Annotated in this window: 18 protein-coding genes and 1 tRNA gene; 9 read left to right on the top strand and 10 right to left on the bottom strand. The window is 70.6% G+C overall.

Annotated features, from left to right (window positions below; all coding sequences use genetic code 11):
* Nucleotides 1-488, top strand: a 488-nt coding sequence (locus OO014_RS15225) for a DUF881 domain-containing protein (RefSeq protein ID WP_272463174.1), incomplete at its 5' end; no start/stop codon positions are given.
* 14 nt (nt 489-502) lie between these two features.
* On the top strand, nt 503-1,165 hold the full coding sequence (locus tag OO014_RS15220) for an aminodeoxychorismate/anthranilate synthase component II (RefSeq protein WP_272463173.1): 663 nt from the start codon (nt 503-505) through the stop codon (nt 1,163-1,165).
* Nucleotides 1,166-1,171: 6 nt separating this feature from the next.
* On the opposite strand, the gene pknB is transcribed toward OO014_RS15220, so the two are convergent.
* Genes pknB through OO014_RS15185 form a run of 7 tightly spaced genes read right to left on the bottom strand, consistent with a single transcriptional unit; the run spans nt 1,172 to nt 9,989 of the window.
* Nucleotides 1,172-3,055: a Stk1 family PASTA domain-containing Ser/Thr kinase gene (gene pknB / locus OO014_RS15215; protein WP_272463172.1), complete on the bottom strand. Its 1,884-nt coding sequence runs from the start codon at nt 3,053-3,055 to the stop codon at nt 1,172-1,174.
* Between the two features lie 31 nt (nt 3,056-3,086).
* Complete coding sequence (locus OO014_RS15210; RefSeq protein WP_272463171.1) at nt 3,087-4,397, bottom strand: serine/threonine-protein kinase; 1,311 nt, start codon at nt 4,395-4,397, stop codon at nt 3,087-3,089.
* A complete protein-coding gene (locus tag OO014_RS15205; RefSeq protein WP_272463170.1) occupies nt 4,394-5,860 on the bottom strand; it encodes a peptidoglycan D,D-transpeptidase FtsI family protein in 1,467 nt (488 codons plus the stop codon). Before OO014_RS15205 ends, OO014_RS15210 begins: the two co-directional genes overlap by 4 nt.
* On the bottom strand, nt 5,857-7,248 hold the full coding sequence (locus OO014_RS15200; RefSeq protein ID WP_272463169.1) for an FtsW/RodA/SpoVE family cell cycle protein: 1,392 nt from the start codon (nt 7,246-7,248) through the stop codon (nt 5,857-5,859). Before OO014_RS15200 ends, OO014_RS15205 begins: the two co-directional genes overlap by 4 nt.
* Nucleotides 7,245-8,618: a PP2C family protein-serine/threonine phosphatase gene (locus tag OO014_RS15195; RefSeq protein WP_272463168.1), complete on the bottom strand. Its 1,374-nt coding sequence runs from the start codon at nt 8,616-8,618 to the stop codon at nt 7,245-7,247. The genes OO014_RS15200 and OO014_RS15195 overlap by 4 nt, the downstream gene beginning before the upstream one ends.
* Before the next feature lie 3 nt (nt 8,619-8,621).
* A complete protein-coding gene (locus OO014_RS15190; protein WP_272463167.1) occupies nt 8,622-9,176 on the bottom strand; it encodes an FHA domain-containing protein FhaB/FipA in 555 nt (184 codons plus the stop codon).
* A 27-nt stretch (nt 9,177-9,203) separates the two neighbouring features.
* Nucleotides 9,204-9,989, bottom strand: coding sequence for an FhaA domain-containing protein (locus OO014_RS15185; RefSeq protein ID WP_272463166.1), 786 nt, complete (start codon nt 9,987-9,989; stop codon nt 9,204-9,206).
* A 230-nt stretch (nt 9,990-10,219) separates the two neighbouring features.
* Here OO014_RS15185 and OO014_RS15180 point away from each other — a divergent pair, with 230 nt between their 5' ends.
* From OO014_RS15180 to OO014_RS15165, 4 genes are all read left to right on the top strand, one after another.
* The gene (locus OO014_RS15180; RefSeq protein ID WP_272463165.1) at nt 10,220-11,788 is read left to right on the top strand and encodes a MinD/ParA family ATP-binding protein; all 1,569 of its coding nucleotides are present in this window, start codon (nt 10,220-10,222) and stop codon (nt 11,786-11,788) included.
* Between the two features lie 166 nt (nt 11,789-11,954).
* Nucleotides 11,955-12,037 (top strand) — tRNA-Leu (locus OO014_RS15175).
* 207 nt (nt 12,038-12,244) lie between these two features.
* Nucleotides 12,245-12,715, top strand: a complete 471-nt coding sequence (locus OO014_RS15170) for a hypothetical protein (protein WP_272463164.1) — start codon at nt 12,245-12,247, stop codon at nt 12,713-12,715.
* 92 nt (nt 12,716-12,807) lie between these two features.
* A complete protein-coding gene (locus tag OO014_RS15165; protein ID WP_272463163.1) occupies nt 12,808-13,479 on the top strand; it encodes an LON peptidase substrate-binding domain-containing protein in 672 nt (223 codons plus the stop codon).
* Nucleotides 13,480-13,513: 34 nt separating this feature from the next.
* Here the strand turns inward: OO014_RS15165 and OO014_RS15160 are convergent, their stop codons facing one another.
* Nucleotides 13,514-14,221, bottom strand: a complete 708-nt coding sequence (locus OO014_RS15160) for a M50 family metallopeptidase (RefSeq protein ID WP_272463162.1) — start codon at nt 14,219-14,221, stop codon at nt 13,514-13,516.
* A 24-nt stretch (nt 14,222-14,245) separates the two neighbouring features.
* Entirely contained in the window at nt 14,246-14,767 is a 522-nt protein-coding gene (locus OO014_RS15155) for a DUF4442 domain-containing protein (protein WP_272463161.1), read from the bottom strand.
* Between the two features lie 73 nt (nt 14,768-14,840).
* Here OO014_RS15155 and OO014_RS15150 point away from each other — a divergent pair, with 73 nt between their 5' ends.
* On the top strand, nt 14,841-15,479 hold the full coding sequence (locus OO014_RS15150) for a TetR/AcrR family transcriptional regulator (protein ID WP_272463160.1): 639 nt from the start codon (nt 14,841-14,843) through the stop codon (nt 15,477-15,479).
* Here OO014_RS15150 and OO014_RS15145 read toward each other — a convergent pair.
* Nucleotides 15,468-16,412, bottom strand: a complete 945-nt coding sequence (locus OO014_RS15145; RefSeq protein ID WP_272463159.1) for an alpha/beta hydrolase — start codon at nt 16,410-16,412, stop codon at nt 15,468-15,470. The two genes, OO014_RS15150 and OO014_RS15145, sit on opposite strands and share 12 nt — an antisense overlap.
* A 219-nt stretch (nt 16,413-16,631) precedes the next feature.
* Here OO014_RS15145 and OO014_RS15140 point away from each other — a divergent pair, with 219 nt between their 5' ends.
* Entirely contained in the window at nt 16,632-17,645 is a 1,014-nt protein-coding gene (locus tag OO014_RS15140) for a LacI family DNA-binding transcriptional regulator (protein WP_272463158.1), read from the top strand.
* Between the two features lie 80 nt (nt 17,646-17,725).
* Nucleotides 17,726-19,036 (top strand): ABC transporter substrate-binding protein, encoded by a 1,311-nt coding sequence (locus OO014_RS15135; RefSeq protein WP_272463157.1) that lies wholly within the window; start codon nt 17,726-17,728, stop codon nt 19,034-19,036.
* Nucleotides 19,037-19,100: the final 64 nt, after the last annotated feature.

Raw genomic sequence — 19,100 nt, 5'->3', positions numbered from 1 at the left:
TCGAGGCGCTCAACCAGGAGTCGGAGGAGATTGCGGCGGCCGCCGCGGCCACCCCGGTCACGGGTCCTGCCGTCGAGGTCGCCCTCGACGACTCCAGCTTGACGCTCGACCAGCTGTCGAGCCGTTTCGGCCCGGATGACCTCGTGGTCCACCAGCAGGATGTCCAGGCTGTGGTCAACGCCCTCTGGGCCTCGGGGGCCGAGGCGATGATGATCCAGGACCAGCGGGTGATCTCGACCAGCGCCGTGCGGTGTGTCGGCAACACGCTGATCCTCCAGGGGCGGGTGTACGCGCCGCCCTACCGGATCCGCGCGATCGGCGACGTCGACTCGATGCTCCAGGGCCTCGACGCCGACCCGACGATCTCCACCTACCTCGACTACGTGCAGGCGGTCGGGCTCGGCTGGGCGGTCCACACCGACCGCGAGGTCGAGTTCCCGGCCTACTCCGGCTCGGTCGATCTCGACCACGCCACCCCGATCCGCTGAACCAGAGAGCCACCATGTCCGTCCCTGCCACCACCCCCACACGGGCCGCCACTCGCGTCCTCGTCGTCGACAACTACGACAGCTTCGTCTACACGATCGTCGGCTACCTCGAGCAGCTCGGGGCCGACTGCCACGTCGTGCGCAACGACGCCATCGACCCTGGGGCAGCCGCCGACTACGACGGCGTCCTCGTCTCCCCCGGCCCCGGGACGCCGGAGGAGGCCGGGATCTCCATGGCGGTGATCGAGGAGTGCGCCCGCACCCGCACCCCCATGTTCGGGGTGTGCCTCGGCCACCAGGCCCTTGCCGTCGTCTTCGGCGCCACGGTCGACCGTGCCCCCGAGCTGCTGCACGGCAAGACGTCACTCGTCCATCACGACGGGACCGGCGTCCTCGAGGGACTGCCCTCGCCGTTCACGGCGACCCGCTACCACTCCCTGACGGTCGACCCCGAGACCCTCCCGGATGAGCTCGTCGCCACCGGCCACACCGACTCGGGCATCGTGATGGCGCTGAGGCACGTCGAGCTGCCCTTGCACGGCGTCCAGTTCCACCCTGAGAGCGTGCTCACCGAGGGTGGTCACCGGATGCTCGCCAACTTCCTCGCCGAGTGTGGCGACGAGGGGGCCGTGGCCAGGTCGGTCGGCCTGAGCCCGCTCGTCACCGCCGCGGTCTGAGCCGGCTCAGCCGCCCCCGCCGCCCGCGTCGCCGCCGGCCGGGGCGTCGGATGTCGTCGTCGTATCCGTCGGGGTATCGGTCGGCGTCTGGGTGACGGTCGTCGTCACGGTCTCCGTGGTCGGTGTCGGAGCGGGCGCCTTGGCGACCTCGACCTTGATCTCCGTGCCGAGATCGACCGACTCGCCCTCCTTCTCGACGGACAGGACCGTCCCGGGCGTCTTGTTCGACTCGACGTCGACGCGCTTCGGGTTCAGCCCGGCGTTGGCGATGGTGTTGGACGCCAGCGACCAGTCGCGACCGACCTGGCCCTCCGGCACGACAGTCTTGCCGCTCGCGACCACGAGCGTCACCGGGGCGTCCTTGGCGACCTCCGTCCCGATGGGCGGGTCGGTCTCGATGACCTTGTCCTTGGCGACGTCGGGGTCATCGCGTTCGTCGATCTGGACATTGGTCAGGCCCGCGTCGGCGAGCTCCTTCTCGGCGTCCTCGCGGTCGAAGTTGCGCACATCGGGAATGGTGATGCTGTCCGGACCGGTCGAGACGGTGTAGCTGACGACGGTCCCCTCCTGGACCTCGTCGCCGGCGGCTGGGCTCTGCTCGAAGACCTTGCCCGCCTCCGCCTCGTTGGCCGCCTCGCTTCGGTTTCCCTGCAGCCCGGCCTGGGTCAGGGCCCGCTCGGCAGCCGTCTCGTCCATGCCCCGCAGGTCAGGCACGGTGGTCACGGCCACCGGGGGCTCCTGGTTGCCGAACCAGGTGGCCGCCCCCCAGCCGACCAGGCCGAGGATCGCGAGCACCAGGAGGGTGATCAGCGCGGCCCGCCCGGCGCCGCCGCGACGCTCCCGATCCTCCCCCTCGTCGTGGCCGACCGCGGGCATCCCGGCGGTGTTCTCGTAGCGCTGGCGTCGGGACGTGATGACCGGCGGCTGGACCGCGGTGGGCGCCGCGACCACCGCGGTCGACGCAGGCAGCGTCTGCGTAGCCGCAGCGCCGGCAGCGACTCCCGTGCTCGCGGCCTCGCTGATGGGAAGGCCGAGCCGGACGTTCTCGAGGTCGGCCCGGAAGGACTCGGCGTCCTGATAGCGCATCCGCCGGTCCTTGGCCAGCGCGTGCAGCGTCACCGCGTCGAGGTCACCGCGCACCGCGGAGCTGTAGACGCTCGGCGGCTGGGGCGTCTCGCCGACGTGCTGATAGGCGATGGCGACGGGCGAGTCGCCCTGGAACGGCGGCCGGCCGGTCAGCAGCTCGAAGAGAAGGCACCCGGTGGAGTAGAGGTCACTCCGGGCGTCGACCGTCTGCCCCTGAGCCTGCTCCGGCGAGAGGTACTGCGCCGTGCCGACGACGGACTGCGTCTGCGTCATCGTGGCCGCGCTGTCGGCGATGGCCCGGGCGATGCCGAAGTCCATCACCTTGATGTGGCCGTTGGACGTGATCATGACATTGGCCGGCTTGATGTCGCGGTGGACGATGCCCATCCGGTGGCTGTAGGCCAGCGCGTCGAGGATGCCCTCGGTGATCCGGATCGCCTCCGTCGGCGGCAGCTGCTGGTGTGCGGTGAGGCGCTGGCGCAGCGTCTGACCGTCGACGTACTCCATGACCATGTAGGGCAGGGTCGTCAGCGTGCCGTTGGGCCCCTCGACCCAGGTCTCGTCCTCACCGGAGTCGAAGATCGCGACGATCGACGGGTGGTTGAGTCCCGCTGCCGACTGCGCCTCCTTCCGGAAGCGCTTGAGGAAGTTGGCGTCGCGGGCCAGGTCCGAGCGCAGCATCTTGATCGCGACCTGCCGCCCGAGTCGGGTGTCGTGGCCGAGGTGGACGTCGGCCATGCCGCCACGCCCGATGAGCTCACCGACCTCGTAACGTCCGCCCAGGACGCGCGGTGTGGTCGTCACGGCTGCTGCCTCTCATTCGTCCGCTGCTGCATCACTTGTTTCCCTTCCCACGGCCGTTCCCCTTGCCGGGACGGGTCGGGCTCTCGGTCGGTTCCGCGCTCGCGGTCACCGTGGGGTCGTCGGTTGTCGTCGTGCTGGACGTCGCTGTCGTTGGCCTGGTCGTGGTCGGCTTCGTCGTCGTGCCTGAGTCCCCCTCCGTGGGCGACACGAGCGCCGGGCTGGTCGCCTTCTGTTGCGGAGTGGCCATGGGGTCGGAGCCGCCCATGAGTGAGCCGAGGGCGAAGGCGCCCCAGATCAGCAGGGCCACGAAGGGGATGGCGAGCCAGGCGACCGAAGGCCTGCGGCGCTCTCTCGTATGCCGCTCAGCTCGCTTCCGCAGCTCCGCCCGGCTCCGCGGCGGGGCCGGGTCCGCCGCGGAGCCCAGGCCTGCACTCGCTGCGGCTTCGCCGGCAACGATGGGGAGCGTCCGGGTGGGGGACGGCTGGGGGGCCACGGCTGTCGGGGCGGAGCTCAGCGGCATACGGCCCATGGGGTCGAGGAGGGCGTCGGCGAGGGCGCGGGCATCGCTCGGACGCTCCCCAGGGTCCTTGACGAGACACGCCTGGACGACGGCGCGCAGGTCCTCGGGGACTGTCGGGGGCAGCGGTGGCGGAGCGTCGTTGACCTGCGCCACCGCGGTCGCGACGGGGGTGCCGCAGTCGAAGGGCTTCGCGCCGGTGAGCATCTCGTGGGCGATGACGCCGAGCGAGTAGAGGTCGCTGGCGGCCGTCGCCGTCTCGCCCAGGGCCTGCTCGGGGCTGAGATACTCGGGGGTGCCGAGCACCTCGCCGGTGATGGTCCGGCCCTTGCCCTCCGTGGCTCGGGCGATCCCGAAGTCGGTCAGCTTGGCCTGTCCGTCCGGGGTGACCAAGATGTTGGCCGGCTTGACGTCCCGATGGACCACCCCGGAGCCGTGCGCCGCCGCGAGGGCGAGGGCCGCCTGCCCGACGATCGAACGCACGGTGGCCGCGTCGAAGCCCTGCCCGGCGGAGTCGGCGATGAGCTCCGAGAGGGGCCGACCCCGGACGAGCTCCATCACGAGATAGGGGTTGTCGTTGTCATCGCCGTAGTCGAAGACGGCCGCGATGTTGGGGTGGTGGAGCGAGGCACTGTGCCGAGCCTCGTCGCCAAACCGGTCGCGGAAGCCCGGGTCTCGCGACTCGCGCATGATCTTGACCGCCACCTCACGGCCGAGGATGTCGTCGGTGGCCGACCAGACGTCGCCCATGCCACCCGAGGCGATCGGCGCGACGAGGGTGTAGCGCGCGCCGAGCACGTGACCCGCCCGGAACCAGGTGCTCATCGGCCGATCACCGCCTCCATGACGTCCTTGGCGATGGGCGCGGCCACCGCGGCGCCGCCGACCTCGTTGCCGGTCACGCCGCTCTCCTCGACGACCACCGCGACGGCCACCTTGGGGTCGTCCGCGGGGGCGAAGCTGATGAACCAGGCGTGCGGGTCCTTGTCGAGGTCGTGCTGTGCGGTGCCCGTCTTGCCGCCCACGGCGACGCCCGGGATCTGCGCTCGCCGACCGCTGCCGTTGTCGACGACCGAGACCATCATCCGCTTGAGGATGTCGGCGGTGCGCGGGGAGACGGCCTGGGACAGCTCCTCGGGCTCGGGTGTGTCCTCGATGACGTCGAGGTCAGCGGTGCGAATCGTCTGGATCAGGTAGGGGGTCATCACCCTGCCCTGGTTGGCGATGCCGGCGGCCACCATGGCCATCTGGAGCGGCGTGGTGCGGACCTCGTACTGGCCGATCGCGGACTGGGCCGCCTGCGGTTCGTTCATCTCGGCCGGGATCGTGCTCGGCGAGACGCGCATCGGTATCTTGATCGAGTCGAGCCCGAAGCCGAACTTGCCCGCCTGGTCGCGCAGCTGCTTGCCGCCGAGTTCCAGCCCGAGCGACGCGAACGCCGTGTTGCACGAGATCTCAAGGGCGTGAATGAGGGTGGTCTGGTCGTTCGGGCCACAGGGCTGCCGCGTCTCGTTGGGCAACGGGGTGTCCGTGAGCGGCAGGTCGAGCTCGGCCGGCCCGGGGACCCTGGAGTTCTCGTCCGCGACGATGCCCTGCTCGAGCGCCGCAGCGGCCGTGACGACCTTGAAGGTCGAGCCGGGCGGGTAGAGGTCGCCGGTGATGGCCCGGTTGATGAACGGCTTGGCGCTGTTGGTCGACAGCTTCTCCCAGGCTGTGGCCGCCTCGTCGAGGTCGTGGCTGGAGAGCGGGTTGGGGTCGTACTGGGGGTGGCTCACCATGGCGAGGATCGCGCCGGTCGTCGGGTCGAGTGCCACGACGGCGCCGCGGTTCTTGCCGAGGCCCTGCGACGCGGCCTGCTGCGCCTTGGGGTTTATGGTCAGCTCGATCGTGGCGCCGGCCGTCTCGCGGCCCGTGACCAGGTCGGTCACGCGGCGGACGAAGAGCCGGTCGGCCTTGCCGGAGAGCAGCTCGTCGGCGGCGTTCTCGAGCCCGAAGGGGTTGCCCACCGAATAGGCGTAGAAGCCGGTGATCTGAGAGTAGAGCCGGCCCTCGGGATAGGTGCGCAGCCACTGGTACTGGTCGTCCACCTCCACCGACTTCGCGATGGCCTGCCCTCCGACGAGGATCGAGCCGCGCTCCTGGCCGTAGTTGTCGAGCAGGGTGCGCTTGTTGGCGGCCATGCGGTTCATCGACCCGGCCTGGGCGAACTGGATGACGGTCGAGGCGACGAGCAGGGCGCCGAAGAGGGCGGCGATGAGGACGGAGAGCCGGCGGATCGCGGTGTTCACAGGCGCACCACCTGGGTCGCCTCGGACGCGGCCGGATCCGCGCCCACCCCGACGGGCAGCTCGGGGACGGGGCGACGGGCCTGGTCGGAGATCCGCAGGAGCAGCGACATGATGATCCAGTTGGCGAGCAGGGACGACCCACCGAGCGAGAGGAACGGCGTCGTCAGGCCGGTCAGCGGGATCACCCGCGTCACACCGCCGATGACGATGAACAGCTGGAACGCCACTGAGAAGGTCAGGCCGATGGCGAGCAGCTTGCCGAAGCCGTCGCGGACGCCGAGTGCCGTGCGGACGCCCCGCTCGACGAAGAGCAGGTAGAGCATGAGGATCGCGACCGAGCCGATGAGCCCGAGCTCCTCGGCGAGGCTCGCGAAGATGTAGTCGCTCTCGGCGAAGGAGGTGAGCCAGGGTCGGCCGGCACCGAGGCCGGTGCCGGTGAGCCCCCCGGCCGCCATCCCCCATAGCCCGTTGGCGAGCTGGTTGGACCGCTCGAGGTTCTCCGGGGAGAACGGGTCGAGCCAGAGGTCGACGCGCTTCTGGAAGTGGGAGAACGCCGACAGGGCGAAGGCGACGGCGGCAGCGAAGAGGAGCAGGCCGATCGCGATCCAGGACACCCGCTCGGTCGCGACGTAGAGCATCGCGACGAAGAGGCCGAAGAAGAGCAGCGCTGAGCCGAGGTCCTTCTCGAAGACGAGGATCAGCAGGGCGAGCACCCAGGCCACGAGGATCGGGCCGAGGTCGCGGCCACGCGGGAAGGTGAAGCCGAGCACGCGCTTGCCGGCCAGGCTGAGCACGTCCCGCGTCTGGACGAGGTAGCCCGCGAAGAAGACGGCCAGGGCGATCTTGGCGAACTCCCCGGGCTGGAAGCTGAACGGACCGAGGCCGATCCAGATGCGCGAGCCGTTGACCTCGCGCCCGAGACCGGGCAGGAGCGGCAGGATGAGCAGGATGAAGCCGACGGCCAGCGACACGAAGGTGTAGCGACGCAGCAGCCGGTGGTCCCGCAGCGTCCAGATCACCGCGACGGTCAGGGCGACCGCCAAGGCCGTCCAGATGATCTGCTGGTTGGCGCTGCCGTCCGTGCCGAGCCGCCCTGCGGCGAGGTCGAGCCGGTGGATCATGACGAGGCCGAGACCGTTGAGCGCGATGGTGATCGGCAGCAGGACCGGGTCGGCGTAGGGCGCCCTCCAGCGGAGCACGACGTGCACCACGGCGGCGAGGACGACGAGCCCGCCGGCGACCGGGAAGATGTTGGCCGGCACGGTGCCGTTGCGGTTGAGGTCGACCGTCACCCAGGCGAGCAGCACGATGGCGATCGCCACGACGAGCAGGACCAGCTCCACGCCGCGGCGCGTCCTCGGGATGACGGGCTCCACCGTCGTCGTCATCCGACCACCTCGGTGGAGGTGGTCGGGCTCGGCGCGACTGGGACCGTCGGGACTGCGCCCGGTGTGGTCGAGCCCGGTGTGGGCGTCGGTGCGGGCAGGGGCGTGTCGCCGCACGGGACACCGGAGACGGCCAGGCTGCGGCAGCGCACCGCCTCGACACGAAGCCGATCGACCTTGGCCTGGGCGTCCGCGAGGTCCGCGGCGGGGATCGTCCGGTCGACCGCTCCCTGGACGTCGGCGGGCAGCTCGGTCACGACGACGTCGCTGCGCACCTCGACCGCCGACAGGGCCAGCGGTCCGATCTCGCCCGCCACCCCCCGGAAGATCGCGACGTTGCCCCCGTCGGCTCCCACGAAGAACTGCTGCTGGGACCAGGCCCAGGCGGCGTAGCCACCTCCGGCCAGGATGCCCAGGACCACGAGCGTGGCGACAGCCCGGCGGAGTGCCTTGGACCGGCGCGACCGGCGGCTGCTCTCGGCCAGCTCCGGGGCGGCATCGGCCTCGTCGGTGCGCCCGAGGGCTTCGCGGGAGAGCGCGGCCGCCTTCTCCGCAGGAGTGGTCGGGATCGCCTTGGTCTTCTCGCGCAGCCTCCGTGCGGCGGCGCCGACGACCTGCGGCACCGTGGTCGGCAGGTCGTCCCCGTCCGGATCGACGACGTCGGCCACGATGACCGTGACGTTGTCGCGCGTGTGGGCCTTGAGCGCCACCTCCACGCACCGGTCGGCGGCCTCTTCGGGAGTCTTCGCCGCGACGAGGATCTCCTCGATCACGTCGGCGCCGACGAAGTCGGACAGGCCGTCGGAGCAGAGCAGGAACCGGTCGCCGACCTTGGCCTCGCGCAGGGACGTGTCGGGGTCGTCGTCGGGCTGGCCGGTCATGACCCGCGTGACGACCGATCGCTGCGGATGGCTGCCGGCCTCCTCCTTGGAGATCCGGCCCTCGTCGACGAGCTGCTGGACGAACGAGTGGTCCTTGGTGATCTGGGTGAAGGTGTCGCCGCGCAGCATGAAGGCCCGCGAGTCACCGATGTGCGCCATCGCGATCTTGTTGCCGGTGCGGAGCATGACGATGGTCGTCGAGCCCATGCCGGCCAGATCGGTGTTCTCGCGCATCGCCTTCGTCATCTTGGCGTTGGCGGTGCGCAGGGAGCGCTCGAGCAGCGGAATCGCCTGGTCGGCGCGGATGTCCTCGTCGTCGAGCGGCGCCAGCTCACCGACGATCATCGAGCTCGCCACGTCGCCCGCAGCGTGGCCACCCATGCCGTCGGCGAGGACGAGCAGGTTGGGGCCGGCATAACCGGAGTCCTCGTTGCGGGACTTCGGCCCCAGACCCAGGTCGGAGCGCGCGGCGTAGCGCAGGGCGATGGCCATCTGTCAGTCCCGGAACTCGAGGAGGGTCTTGCCGATGCGGAGCGTCGTCCCGACCTCGACCGGCTGCGGGGAGGTGAGCTTGTCCCGGCCGATGAACGTGCCGTTGGTCGAGCCGAGGTCCTCCACCACCCAGTGCCCGGGGGTGGACGGGTCCTGGAAGATCCGGCAGTGCCGCCCCGAGGCGTAGTCGTCGTCGAGCACGAGGGCGCACTCGGGGTTGCGGCCGATGAGGATCGCCTGTCCCCGCAACGGCAACGACGTGCCGGCGAGCGGCCCCTCGGTCACGACCACCTTGGTGGGTGCTGCCTTCGACCGGCCACGGCCGAACCGGGACCGGGACGCCGCGGGTGCCGGCGTGGCCGGAGCGGCGGGGGCCGGGGCGAGGCTGGCCTCCTTGGCCGCGCGGCGCTCCTGCTCGCGCACGGCCTTGCGCTGGGAGCGCCGCGACACCGACGTGCCGTAGATGTCGGTGCGCAGGACGCCCACCACGCTGAAGATGAAGATCCACAGCAGCGCAAGGAGCCCCAGCCGCAGCAGGGTCAGGGTGAGTTGGCTCATGCGGCTCCAGTCATCGCGGGCGGCGCCTCACCGGCGGCCCGCACGGAACGTGGCAGAAGTCCGGCCGAGCGTCAGTCGGTCACCGTCCTCGAGCCGCTGGCTCGTGATGCGGTCGCCGTTGACGAAGGTCCCGTTGGTCGAGTTGAGGTCACGGATGGAGGTCACCAGGTGGGGTCCGTCGGTCGTCACCCGGATCTCACTGTGGCGGCGGGAGACCCCGTGGTCGTCGAGGACGATGTCGGCCGACTCGTCCCGCCCGAGCGTCGTCAGGCTGCCGAGCAGCGGGTAACGGTCACCGCCGATGTCGAGCCACGGGCGCGCCGACGGGTTGACCCGCGGGGGGCGCCCCGGCGGGTGCTCGTCGACGACCGTGCCGTCCGGCGTCTGGTGCCGCGGCGCAGCTGGGGCGGGCTGGGGAGCCGCGGCGAACTCACTTCCCGGCCGCTTGGCCGTTGCCGGGCGGACGCGGAAGACGCCGGTCTCGAGCCCGTCACCCTCGATGAGGATGACCTCGAGGGGACCCCCGGGCTGGTAGCCCTGGGAGTCGGCGTGCTCCTGAGCCGCCGCGACCAGGTCGTCGGAGAGCTCCACCTCGTAGTCGCCGAGGCGGTCGTAGTCCGTGGCGCTGAGCTCGATCGTGTAGAGGTTGGGGACCATGGCACGGCCGTGGCCGAGGAGAGCAGCCCGGTCGTCCATCGCACGCCGGATGGCCGAGGCGATCTCGACAGGCTGGACCTCGGACTTGAAGGCCCGCGCGAAGGCACCGTGGACAGCCTTGGCGAGACCGTGCTCGACCCGGTTGATGATTCCCACGCCGTCTCCTCTTCTACCCGGCTGCGCCCCGGGCGTCTCATCGTAACGGGCAGGCCCTGCCTGTGCCCCATCCGCGGACCGTGCGAAGCCGTCGCGTCGGATCTGCGCCAGGTCTCGGGTGGGTGTTCGCCAGATAACGATTGGGTTTGCCGTGGCGCAGATGCATGGGAGTATCGACGAGCGTGCCGGTTCGGGGCGCGTGCATGTGCTAGGCCAGCGAGGAGTGCTCGATGAGCAACGACGACAGCGGCAAGGCCAAGGGACAGGGGATCCCCGGCTACTCCGCCAACAACACCATCCCAGGGGGGTTCTCCCTCCCACTCCCGACGGTGACGAACTCTGCGGTTGACGCCGTGGAGACCACGCCCGCGGAGCCGGCCGATCCCTGGTCCACCACGTGGGACGACACCTCGTGGCAGCTGCCGGAGCCCGACGCCGCTGCCAGCCCCTACTCGGAGGACGGGCTGTCCGAGTACACAGGCGCCGACCACGGCTCCGGGTCCGACTGGGCCGACTCCTATGACCACGGCGGCGACCAGGCGGGTCCGGCGAACCGGCAGGCGGCGAGCGGTTGGGAGCCGTGGGAGCCGTCCGGGGCGAGCAGCTTCAACCCCGACACCGGCCACTGGTCCGATCTGCAGCGCAACGACGAGACAGCAGCCCGATCGGCCGAGGAGTACTCCGGCTGGGCGCCCGCTGGTTCGCCCGCGCCGGCCCCGCTCAACGGACTGCACTACCCCGGCAGCCACGCTGCCGCCGAACGGGCCCATGCGGCGACGCCTCCGGTGGATCCGGACGTCGCCGCAGCGGCAGTCGAGCTGGGGCACGATCCCAGCTCAGCGGCATACGGCCCCGCTCCCGTGGCCCACAGTGGTCACGACCGGCCCAGCGCCGACGACCTCATCACGGTCCGCTCCAAGGGGGAGCGGGAGAAGATCAAGGCCAGCTCCGGCCTGCGCCGCGCCTTCGGCCTCGGCCCGGGGCTCAAGGAGCTGCTCGAGCGGGACCGGATCGACCGCATCGCGAGGCCGCTCTCAGGGCGCAAGACGATCATGGTGATCAACACCAAGGGCGGCGGCGGCAAGACCCTCGTCACCCTGATGCTCGCCAGCTACCTCGGGCGCTACCGCTCGGGGTCGGTGCTCGCCTGGGACAACAACGAGACCGAGGGCACGCTCGGCATGCGCGCTCCCTCGCAGAGTCACCACCGCACGGTCGTGGACCTCCTCGCGGCCCTCCCGTCGATCGCCGCGGACCCCAACGCCGGCACGTCCGAGCTGGAGCACTGGGTGCGGGAGCAGCGCGGGCTCTCCTTCGACGTCCTCGCGTCCGCCGACGACGACGAGGCGATGCGGGTCATCGGTGAGCAGGAGTTCGAGGACCTGCACACGCAGCTGTCGCGCTTCTACCGCATGATCGTCGTCGACACCGGCAACAACCGCCTCTCCCCCAACTGGCTCGCGGCGGCCGCCCGCGCCGACATGCTCGTCTTCGCGACCTCCCTCAAGGACGACACGTCCGTCGTCGCGGCCAAGAACCTCGACGCGCTCGTCGCGATGGGGCGCGGTGACCTCGTCAAGAACGCCGTCTGCGTCATCTCGCACACCACGGCCAAGGGCAACGACGTCGGCGCCGGAGTGCACACGCGCGAGCACTTCGAGCAGTGGGTGCGCGAAGTCGTCGACATTCCCTACGACCCGGCTCTGGCCCCCGGCCTGCACCTCGACCCGACGAAGATCAGCCGCAAGACACACGAGGCGTGCATGGAGATGACCGCCGTCGTCGTCGACGGCCTCTGACCTCCCCTACCCCGCAACACGCCCGGCGCCCAGCAACTCCCCGCGTAGCAACGCTGGTGAGTTGCTGGGCACCGGGCGTGTTGCCCTTGGGAGCTGGCTGGTGGGACGACAGACGACCCCGGTTTGGCGATAACGGCGGTCATGCAGCACACTGTCTGCTTGTCACGCGCGAGTGGCGGAACGGCAGACGCGCTGGCTTCAGGTGCCAGTGTCCGAAAGGGCGTGGGGGTTCAAATCCCCCCTCGCGCACGTGGGTAGTTCCCGGAGCTACCGCAGATGAATTGCCGAAGCTCCCGGCCAGAGAGATCTGGCCGGGAGCTTCGTCGTTCATCCGCGCGGAATCCGCACCGTCAGCTGAGGTCCGAGGGGATCAGGGAGTACACCACGAGATCGACGCGGCCGGGCGAGTCCGTCGCTTCTCGCCGGTCGAGGCCACTCGGCGTGGAACACTGAGCCGTGTCGCGCTCCCCTCTCCTGTCCCAAGGCCTCAACAGTGGCCTCCTCACCGCCGCCCTTCTTCCGGCCGTCGTGACCCTGCTCGTGTTCGTCCCCGAGTTCCTGCGCGATCCCGCCACCGCGACGCCGACCGGCTCGTTGGTCTGGCTGGGTGTGCTGCTCGTCGCTGCGCCGGTCGCGGCGTTCGTGCAGAACCGGCGCCTGGCAGTGGCCGCGAATGCCGGTCGCAGCCTGCTGGTCGGCGCTCCACAGCTCCCGCTCGTCGTTGCCCTCACCATGTTGGACGTGTGGATCGACGTGCAGCGCGGCTACCTGCCGCCCGGTTCGGGTGAAGAGGCGATGGCCTACGGGATCGGCAGCATGATCAGCGCGGTCGTCGGTCTCATCCTGATCCTCCTCGTGGCGGCTGCGGCGCGTCTCGGGGCGCGCCGGGCTGCAGGCCACCTCCCCGTGGCGACCCCGGGGGACTGAAGCGGAGCGATGGGGGCGGGACTGGCGTTGCTGCTGGCGAGCCCGGAGCCGCTCGGCAGGTCCGGATACGACCGGAGCCGTACGCTGGACAGGTGGCCTCCCTGCCGCTCTTCCCGCTCGGTGCGGTGCTCTTGCCGGGGGCCCGGATGCCACTTCAGGTGTTCGAGCCGCGGTACGTCGCGCTCCTTCGTGATCTCATCGCCGCCCAGGAGGAGCGCTCGCCCGTCTTCGGGATCATCGCCATCCGCGAAGGCAACGAGGTGGGTGAGGGTGCGATCCGATCACTGCACGAGGTCGGCTGCGCGGCCCTGCTCACCCACGTCGCCGTCCTCGGGGGTCAGCGGTTCTTCATCATCGTTGAAGGCGCAGACCGCTTCCGGCTGGATGCGGTCGACGACGCCGCGGGCACTCCCTACCTGACGGGCGAGGTGACCTGGCTCGAAGAGGAGGACGGCGACCCTGCCGCGGTGGCCGTGCTGGCCGAGCGGTTGCGCGGCCAGCTCGAGGCCTTTCGGGCACTCGTGCCGGCGGACCCGGATGCCGAGGAGGCCGAGGACGAGCTGCCCACCGGGGCGCGGGCGCTCGCCTATGCCGTGCCCCTCGTCGTCTCGCTCGAGCTCGCCGACCGCCAGCACCTCCTCGAGTGCACCGACACCGAGTCACGGCTCCGGCTGGGCCTCGAGCTGACCCACCGGGAGCGGGAGCTCGCGCAGGCCCTCGGTGCAGCCCTCAAGGCGCCGCAGTCTCCATTCGACCTGAACTGACTCGGACGGCGCCTCCCTGACGCCGCCGGACTCGTCAGCGCAGCGCTGTGAGCACCTCGGTCACCACGAGCCACGAGGCGGCGGCACACGCCGCGGCGAAGGTGAGGTTCCAGAAGAACCCGGGGACGTGCGTCAGGGACGCCAGCACCCCTGGGTCGCTGGCGCGGTCGCGCGTGCCCGCGACGGCCGCGAGGTGCCGCCAGGCCCCGATGACGAGGACGATGCCGGTGCCGACGAGCAGCTGGGCCTGGAGGACGTCGTCGCGCCACCACCACAGGGAGGCAGTGGCGACCAGGGCCACCACCATGACGAGCAACGTCAGCCCGGACCGGACCCGGACGAGCGCGACGAGGAGGATGAGGATGACGCCGGCGATGAACGCAGCCGACCAGCCCCGCCCGGCCACCCAGGCCATCGCCGCGCCGACCACGGCCGGAGCGGGATAGCCGGCCCACGTCGACACGATCCGCCCGAAGCCACGCGCCCGGCCGACCGTCACGGCGTGACCCGACATGTCGCCGCGCAGGACGAAGCCGGTGAACCGCCGGCCGACGGCCATTCCGACGACGGCGTGGCCGAGCTCATGCACGAGGGTGACGGCGATGCGGAGCACGCGCCACAGGGGCTCGACCGCCACGACGAGCAGCGAACCGGCGAGCACGGTCCACACGGCTGCGGCGGTGAGGCTCACGTCACCGGTGGTCGGCTCGAGTCGGGCGACCAGCAGGTCCATCCAGTCCATGGCCGCCGAACCTAGCGGACGCGCCTAGCGGCTCTGCACGGGCCTCTTGGGGCGGACGTAGAGCTGCTTGCGCACCCGCGCCACGAGGGCGCCGTCGGCGCCACGGACCTCGGTCTCGAACCAGCGCAGGGTCTTGCCGAGCTCGTGTGCCTCCGTGCGCAGCTCGTGCAGGACCTCCTCGGTGACGGTGAACTCGGCCGTGACGGCAGAGCGCCCCGGGGAGATGAACTCGATCTCCGCCGCCTTGTCCCACACGACGAAGTCGCGCTCGCCGAGGTTGCGCAGCACCATGAACATCCAGAAGGGATCCGTCATGGCGAAGAGGGAGCCGCCGAACTGGGTCCCGACGTAGTTGCGGTTGAGCGGGTTGAAGCCGAGGCGCACCCTGGCGTGCCGGAAATCAGGGCTGAGGTGCTCGACCCGGACGCCGGCGAACGCGAAGGGTGGCCAGATGTTGAGCGCCCGACGGATGACTGTGGCGTTGCCGCCGAGCTCCTGCCAGCGCGGGAATCGCAGTCCGCGACGTCGTGCACCGGCTCGTTCCATCGTCGTCTCCTCGCTCCATAACGGCGTTATAGCCTAGAGACTAGCCGAGCCCCCGTGAGAGAGGACCCCGCCCGTGTCGGCGCCCGCGAAGGTGATGCAGCAGGACCTCGTCGTGGCCGCGGCGCAGCTCCTCGCCACGGACGGCCCTCGGGGTCTGACCGCCCGCAGCCTGGCCAGGACCGTGGGCACGTCGACCATGGCGGTCTACACCCACTTCGGCAGCATGCCGGCGGTCGTGCACGCGGTCATCGCCGAGGCCTTCAGCCGCCTCGACGAGCATCTGGCGCGGCACCTCGACGCCCTCGGCGACGGCGCTGACGCCCCTGAGGGCGATGACGGCGACCCGCTCCGCGAACTGCGCGCCATCGGCCTCGCCTATCACGACAACGCCCTCGCCAACCCGCACCTCTATCGGGTCATGTTCGGTGGACCGGCCGCCCTCGGCACCGAGCTCACCGAGGAGGACCTCGCCCAGGCTCGGTCATCGCTGCGGACGGTCGCGGATGCCGCGGCGCGCGCCCGAGATGCGGGCCACCTCGTCGACCTCGAGAAGTGGGAGCTGGCCCGGCGGATCTGGGCCGCCGGGCACGGGGCCGTCCTGCTCGAGCTGGGTGGCTACCTCGGGGACGCCGCAGCAGCGCGCCGGACCTTCGTCGCCGTCACCGACGCCGTTCTCGCCGGACTGGCGCCGCAGGCCGCCTCAGCCGTCTGACCGCGCGGGCACCCGCTCGGCGAGCCAGGCGATGATGTCGTCCGTCACCTCGTCGCGGTTCGTCTCGTTGAGCAGCTCGTGCCGGGCGCCGGGGTAGAAGATCGCCGTCACGTCGCGCACGCCGACGCGGCGGTACTGCTCCTCGACCCGACGCACGCCCTTCGACTTCTCGCCGACGGGATCCATGTCGCCGGAGACGAGGAGGATCGGCAGGTCCTTCGGGACGCGTGACACCTCGCCGTCGGCGTTGATCCGGGCCAGCCCACCGAGCAGGTCCGAGTAGAAGCCCGCGGTGAAGAGGTTGCCGCACTCGAGGTCCGCGACGTACTTGTCCACCTCGTCCGGGTCCCGCGACAGCCAGTCGAACGCGGTCCGGTTCGGCTTGAACGGTGCGTTGTACTGCCCGAAGGTCAACGTGTTCATCAGACCGCTCGGGTGTCGGCGCCCGCGGACCCGGGCCTGACCCAGGGCGACCAGCCGTCCGATGCGCCCGAGCGCCCCCGGGTCACCTGCGGTCCCGGAGAGGATGAGCCCGGCGAGCTCGTGCCCCCACCTGATGGCGTAGGCGCGGGAGAGGAACGAACCCATGCTGTGGCCGAGCAGCACCACCGGCAGGTCAGGATGCTCCCTCCGGGCCTCCTGCGTCACCGTCCTCAGGTCGGCAACGACCGTGTCGAACCCCTCGGTGTCGGCGAAGTACCCATGGTCAGCGGTCGAGGACGGGGCCGTCTGCCCGTGCCCGCGGTGGTCGGCGGCGTAGACCGCGTAGCCCTCCTGTGTCAGGCGCTCCGCAAACCGTTCGTAGCGGGCCGAGTGCTCGGCCATCCCGTGCGCGATCTGCACGACGGCCCGTGCGGGCCCGTCCGGCATCCATCTCCGGACGAACAGTGGCGTCCCGTCGGCGGCGGTCACGGTGTCGGTCAACGAGCGCATCGGTGCTCCTTCGCGGACGGCGGGGGCTCTCAACGGCACCGTAGCGCCGAACCGGGCCCAGCGGCATACGACTGGCGTTGTCCTGATCGGACAAGGCATCGGACAGGAACCGGTCATTGGGTCACGGGATCGTCTCCACCTGTTGCCGCCGCCCGCACGCTCTGCTGTCATCAAGGAATGACAGCGGAGTCACGTGATCGGACGACGAGCCGGCCGACAATGGCCGACATCGCCGCCGAGGCGCACGTGTCCGTCAAGACCGTTTCGCGTGTCGTCAACCACGAGCCGGGGGTCCGCCCCGACACCGCGGAGCGGGTCCGCGGCGTCATCGAGCGCGTCGGCTTCCGTCGCGGTGACAGCGGCGCGACGCTCCGCCAGGGACGCACCTTCACGATCGGTCTGGTGGTCGAGGACCTCGCCGATCCCTTCTACTCCCACATCAGCGCAGCCGTGGAGCGGGAGGCGCGGATCCACCGCTACCTCCTCGTCACGGCGTCCGCGGAGGGCTCCCCGACCCGCGAGCGGTCGGTGCTCAAGGGCCTGGTCGCGCGGCGCGTGGACGGGCTCGTCGTCGTCCCGGCCGGCGAGACACCGGTGGCGGACCCGACGGTCATCGCCAGCCGGACACCGGTTGTCTACCTGGACCGGCCGGTCCGCAGCGAGACCGCGGTCGACACCGTCCTGTCGGACAACCTCGGCGGCATCCGCAGCGCCGTGGAGCACCTCGTCGCGCACGGCCACCGACGGATCGGCTTCCTCGGTGACTCGCCGGACGTGTGGACCGCCAGACAGCGCCGCGAGGGCTTCGTCGCCACCCTGCGCGACCTCCGGCTCCCCGGCACCCCTCTCGTCGCGATGGGACCCCACACTCCCGAAACGGTCCGCACCGCCCTGACGAGGTGGACGTCAGGGGCCGACCCGGTCACGGCCGTGATCACCGGCAACACTCGTGTCACCATCCCCGCCCTGACGTCCCTGCACGCCTGGGCGACCCAGCTCTCGTTCGTCGCCTACGACGACTTCGAGCTGTCCGACGTCGTCGAGCCCGCCGCCACCGTCGTCCACCAGGACCCCGCCGCGATGGGACAGAAGGCGGCCCAGCAGCTCTTCGCCCGGCTCCTCGGTGACGAAGGGCCCGCCCAGACGTTCGTGCTGCCGACCCGGCTCATCGTCCGGGCCTCCGGCGCGCCGCGTCGACCTGCCCGAGACGTGCGCAACGTGAGCGCGTCATGACCAGCCAACCAGCCCGCACCCGGGCACACACCACCACGCCGTCCGGCACCCAGCCAGGACGGCAGGAACGAGGAGGATCAATGCGCAACAGGTCTGTTGCAACAGTGGCGATCGCGACGATCGCCGCCCTCGGCCTCGCCGCGTGCGGGTCGTCGAACGAGCCGGACACGACGCCCGGTGCTCAGACGTCATCGCTCGAGACGAAGGCCGGCGGGGCCGGCGGTGAGGTCGGCGTCTTCACCTGGTGGGCCGCCGGCTCCGAGAAGAAGGGCCTCGACGAGCTCGAGAAGCTCTTCAAGGAGAAGTACCCCAACGACACGTTCGTCAACCTCGCCGTCGCGGGCGGCGCAGGCTCGAACGCCAAGGCGAAGCTCGCCTCCGACCTGCAGAACAACCAGCCGCCGGACTCGTTCCAGGGCCACGCCGGTGCCGAGCTGCTCGACTACATCGACGCCGAGCAGATCGAGCCGGTCAACGACGTCATCGACGCCCTCGGCGGCGCGAGCGTCTTCCCGCAGAGCCTGCTCGACCGGCTGACCGTCGACGGCAACATCTACTCGGTGCCGTCCAACATCCACCGGTCCAACGTCGTCTGGGCCAACGCCGAGGTGCTCAAGAAGGCCGGCATCACCCAAGCCCCCGCCGACATGAAGGCGTGGATCGCCGACATGGAGAAGGTCAAGGCGTCCGGCGTCTCCACCCCGCTCTCCGTGGCGGGCACGTGGACGCAGACCCACCTCTTCGAGAGCGTCCTCCTCGCGGACCTCGGCGTCGAGAAGTACAACGGGCTGTTCGACGGCTCGACGAAGTGGGACGCCCCCGAGGTGAAGACCGCGGTCAACGACTTCAAGACGGTGCTGTCCTACGCCAACACGGCGTCCGACGGTGACGACTGGCCGGTCGCGACCGACATGGTCATCGACGGCAAGGCCGCCTACAACGTCATGGGCGACTGGGCCGTGGCGCAGTTCAACGACAAGGGCAAGAAGGAGCAGACGGACTACACGTACTTCCCGACACCCGGCACGGACGGCGTCTTCCTCTTCCTCGCCGACTCCTTCACGCTCCCCAAGGGCGCGAAGAACCCCGGTGGCTCCAAGGACTGGCTCTCGCTCGTCGGGTCCGCCGAGGGCCAGCAGGCCTTCAACATCGCCAAGGGCTCGATCCCGGCTCGCACGGACGTCGCGCCGACCGAGTTCCCGCCCTACCAGCAGTCCGCGATGGAGTCCTTCAAGAACGACCAGATCGCCTCGTCGATCCAGCACGGTGCGGCTGTCCCGCTCGCGTGGCTGACCGACATCAACGCCGCGATCTCCAAGTTCTACACGAACAAGGACGAGGCCACCCTGGTCACCGACCTCGCCACCGCGGCGACCAAGTACGTCGGCTGACCCAGCAACAAACGAACTGAGGGTATGCCGCTGAGCCGGCTCAGCGGCATACCCTCATTTCCAG

This window comes from Intrasporangium calvum (assembly GCF_028446585.1).
In the GTDB taxonomy this organism is placed as follows: Bacteria; Actinomycetota; Actinomycetes; order Actinomycetales; family Dermatophilaceae; genus Intrasporangium; species Intrasporangium calvum_A.
The sequence above is the reverse complement of the archived record's forward strand: the minus strand, read 5'-3'. Positions and strand labels throughout refer to the sequence as shown.

Excerpts from the sequence above, each read along its gene's own strand:
- OO014_RS15220 (WP_272463173.1), top strand. The coding sequence starts at position 503 with ATGTCCGTCCCTGCCACCACCCCCACACGGGCCGCCACTCGCGTCCTC.
- OO014_RS15210 (WP_272463171.1), bottom strand. The coding sequence starts at position 4,397 with ATGAGCACCTGGTTCCGGGCGGGTCACGTGCTCGGCGCGCGCTACACC.
- OO014_RS15200 (WP_272463169.1), bottom strand. The coding sequence starts at position 7,248 with ATGACGACGACGGTGGAGCCCGTCATCCCGAGGACGCGCCGCGGCGTG.
- OO014_RS15195 (WP_272463168.1), bottom strand. The coding sequence starts at position 8,618 with ATGGCCATCGCCCTGCGCTACGCCGCGCGCTCCGACCTGGGTCTGGGG.
- OO014_RS15190 (WP_272463167.1), bottom strand. The coding sequence starts at position 9,176 with ATGAGCCAACTCACCCTGACCCTGCTGCGGCTGGGGCTCCTTGCGCTG.
- OO014_RS15180 (WP_272463165.1), top strand. The coding sequence starts at position 10,220 with ATGAGCAACGACGACAGCGGCAAGGCCAAGGGACAGGGGATCCCCGGC.
- OO014_RS15160 (WP_272463162.1), bottom strand. The coding sequence starts at position 14,221 with ATGGACTGGATGGACCTGCTGGTCGCCCGACTCGAGCCGACCACCGGT.
- OO014_RS15155 (WP_272463161.1), bottom strand. The coding sequence starts at position 14,767 with ATGGAACGAGCCGGTGCACGACGTCGCGGACTGCGATTCCCGCGCTGG.
- OO014_RS15145 (WP_272463159.1), bottom strand. The coding sequence starts at position 16,412 with ATGCGCTCGTTGACCGACACCGTGACCGCCGCCGACGGGACGCCACTG.
- OO014_RS15140 (WP_272463158.1), top strand. The coding sequence starts at position 16,632 with ATGGCCGACATCGCCGCCGAGGCGCACGTGTCCGTCAAGACCGTTTCG.
- OO014_RS15135 (WP_272463157.1), top strand. The coding sequence starts at position 17,726 with ATGCGCAACAGGTCTGTTGCAACAGTGGCGATCGCGACGATCGCCGCC.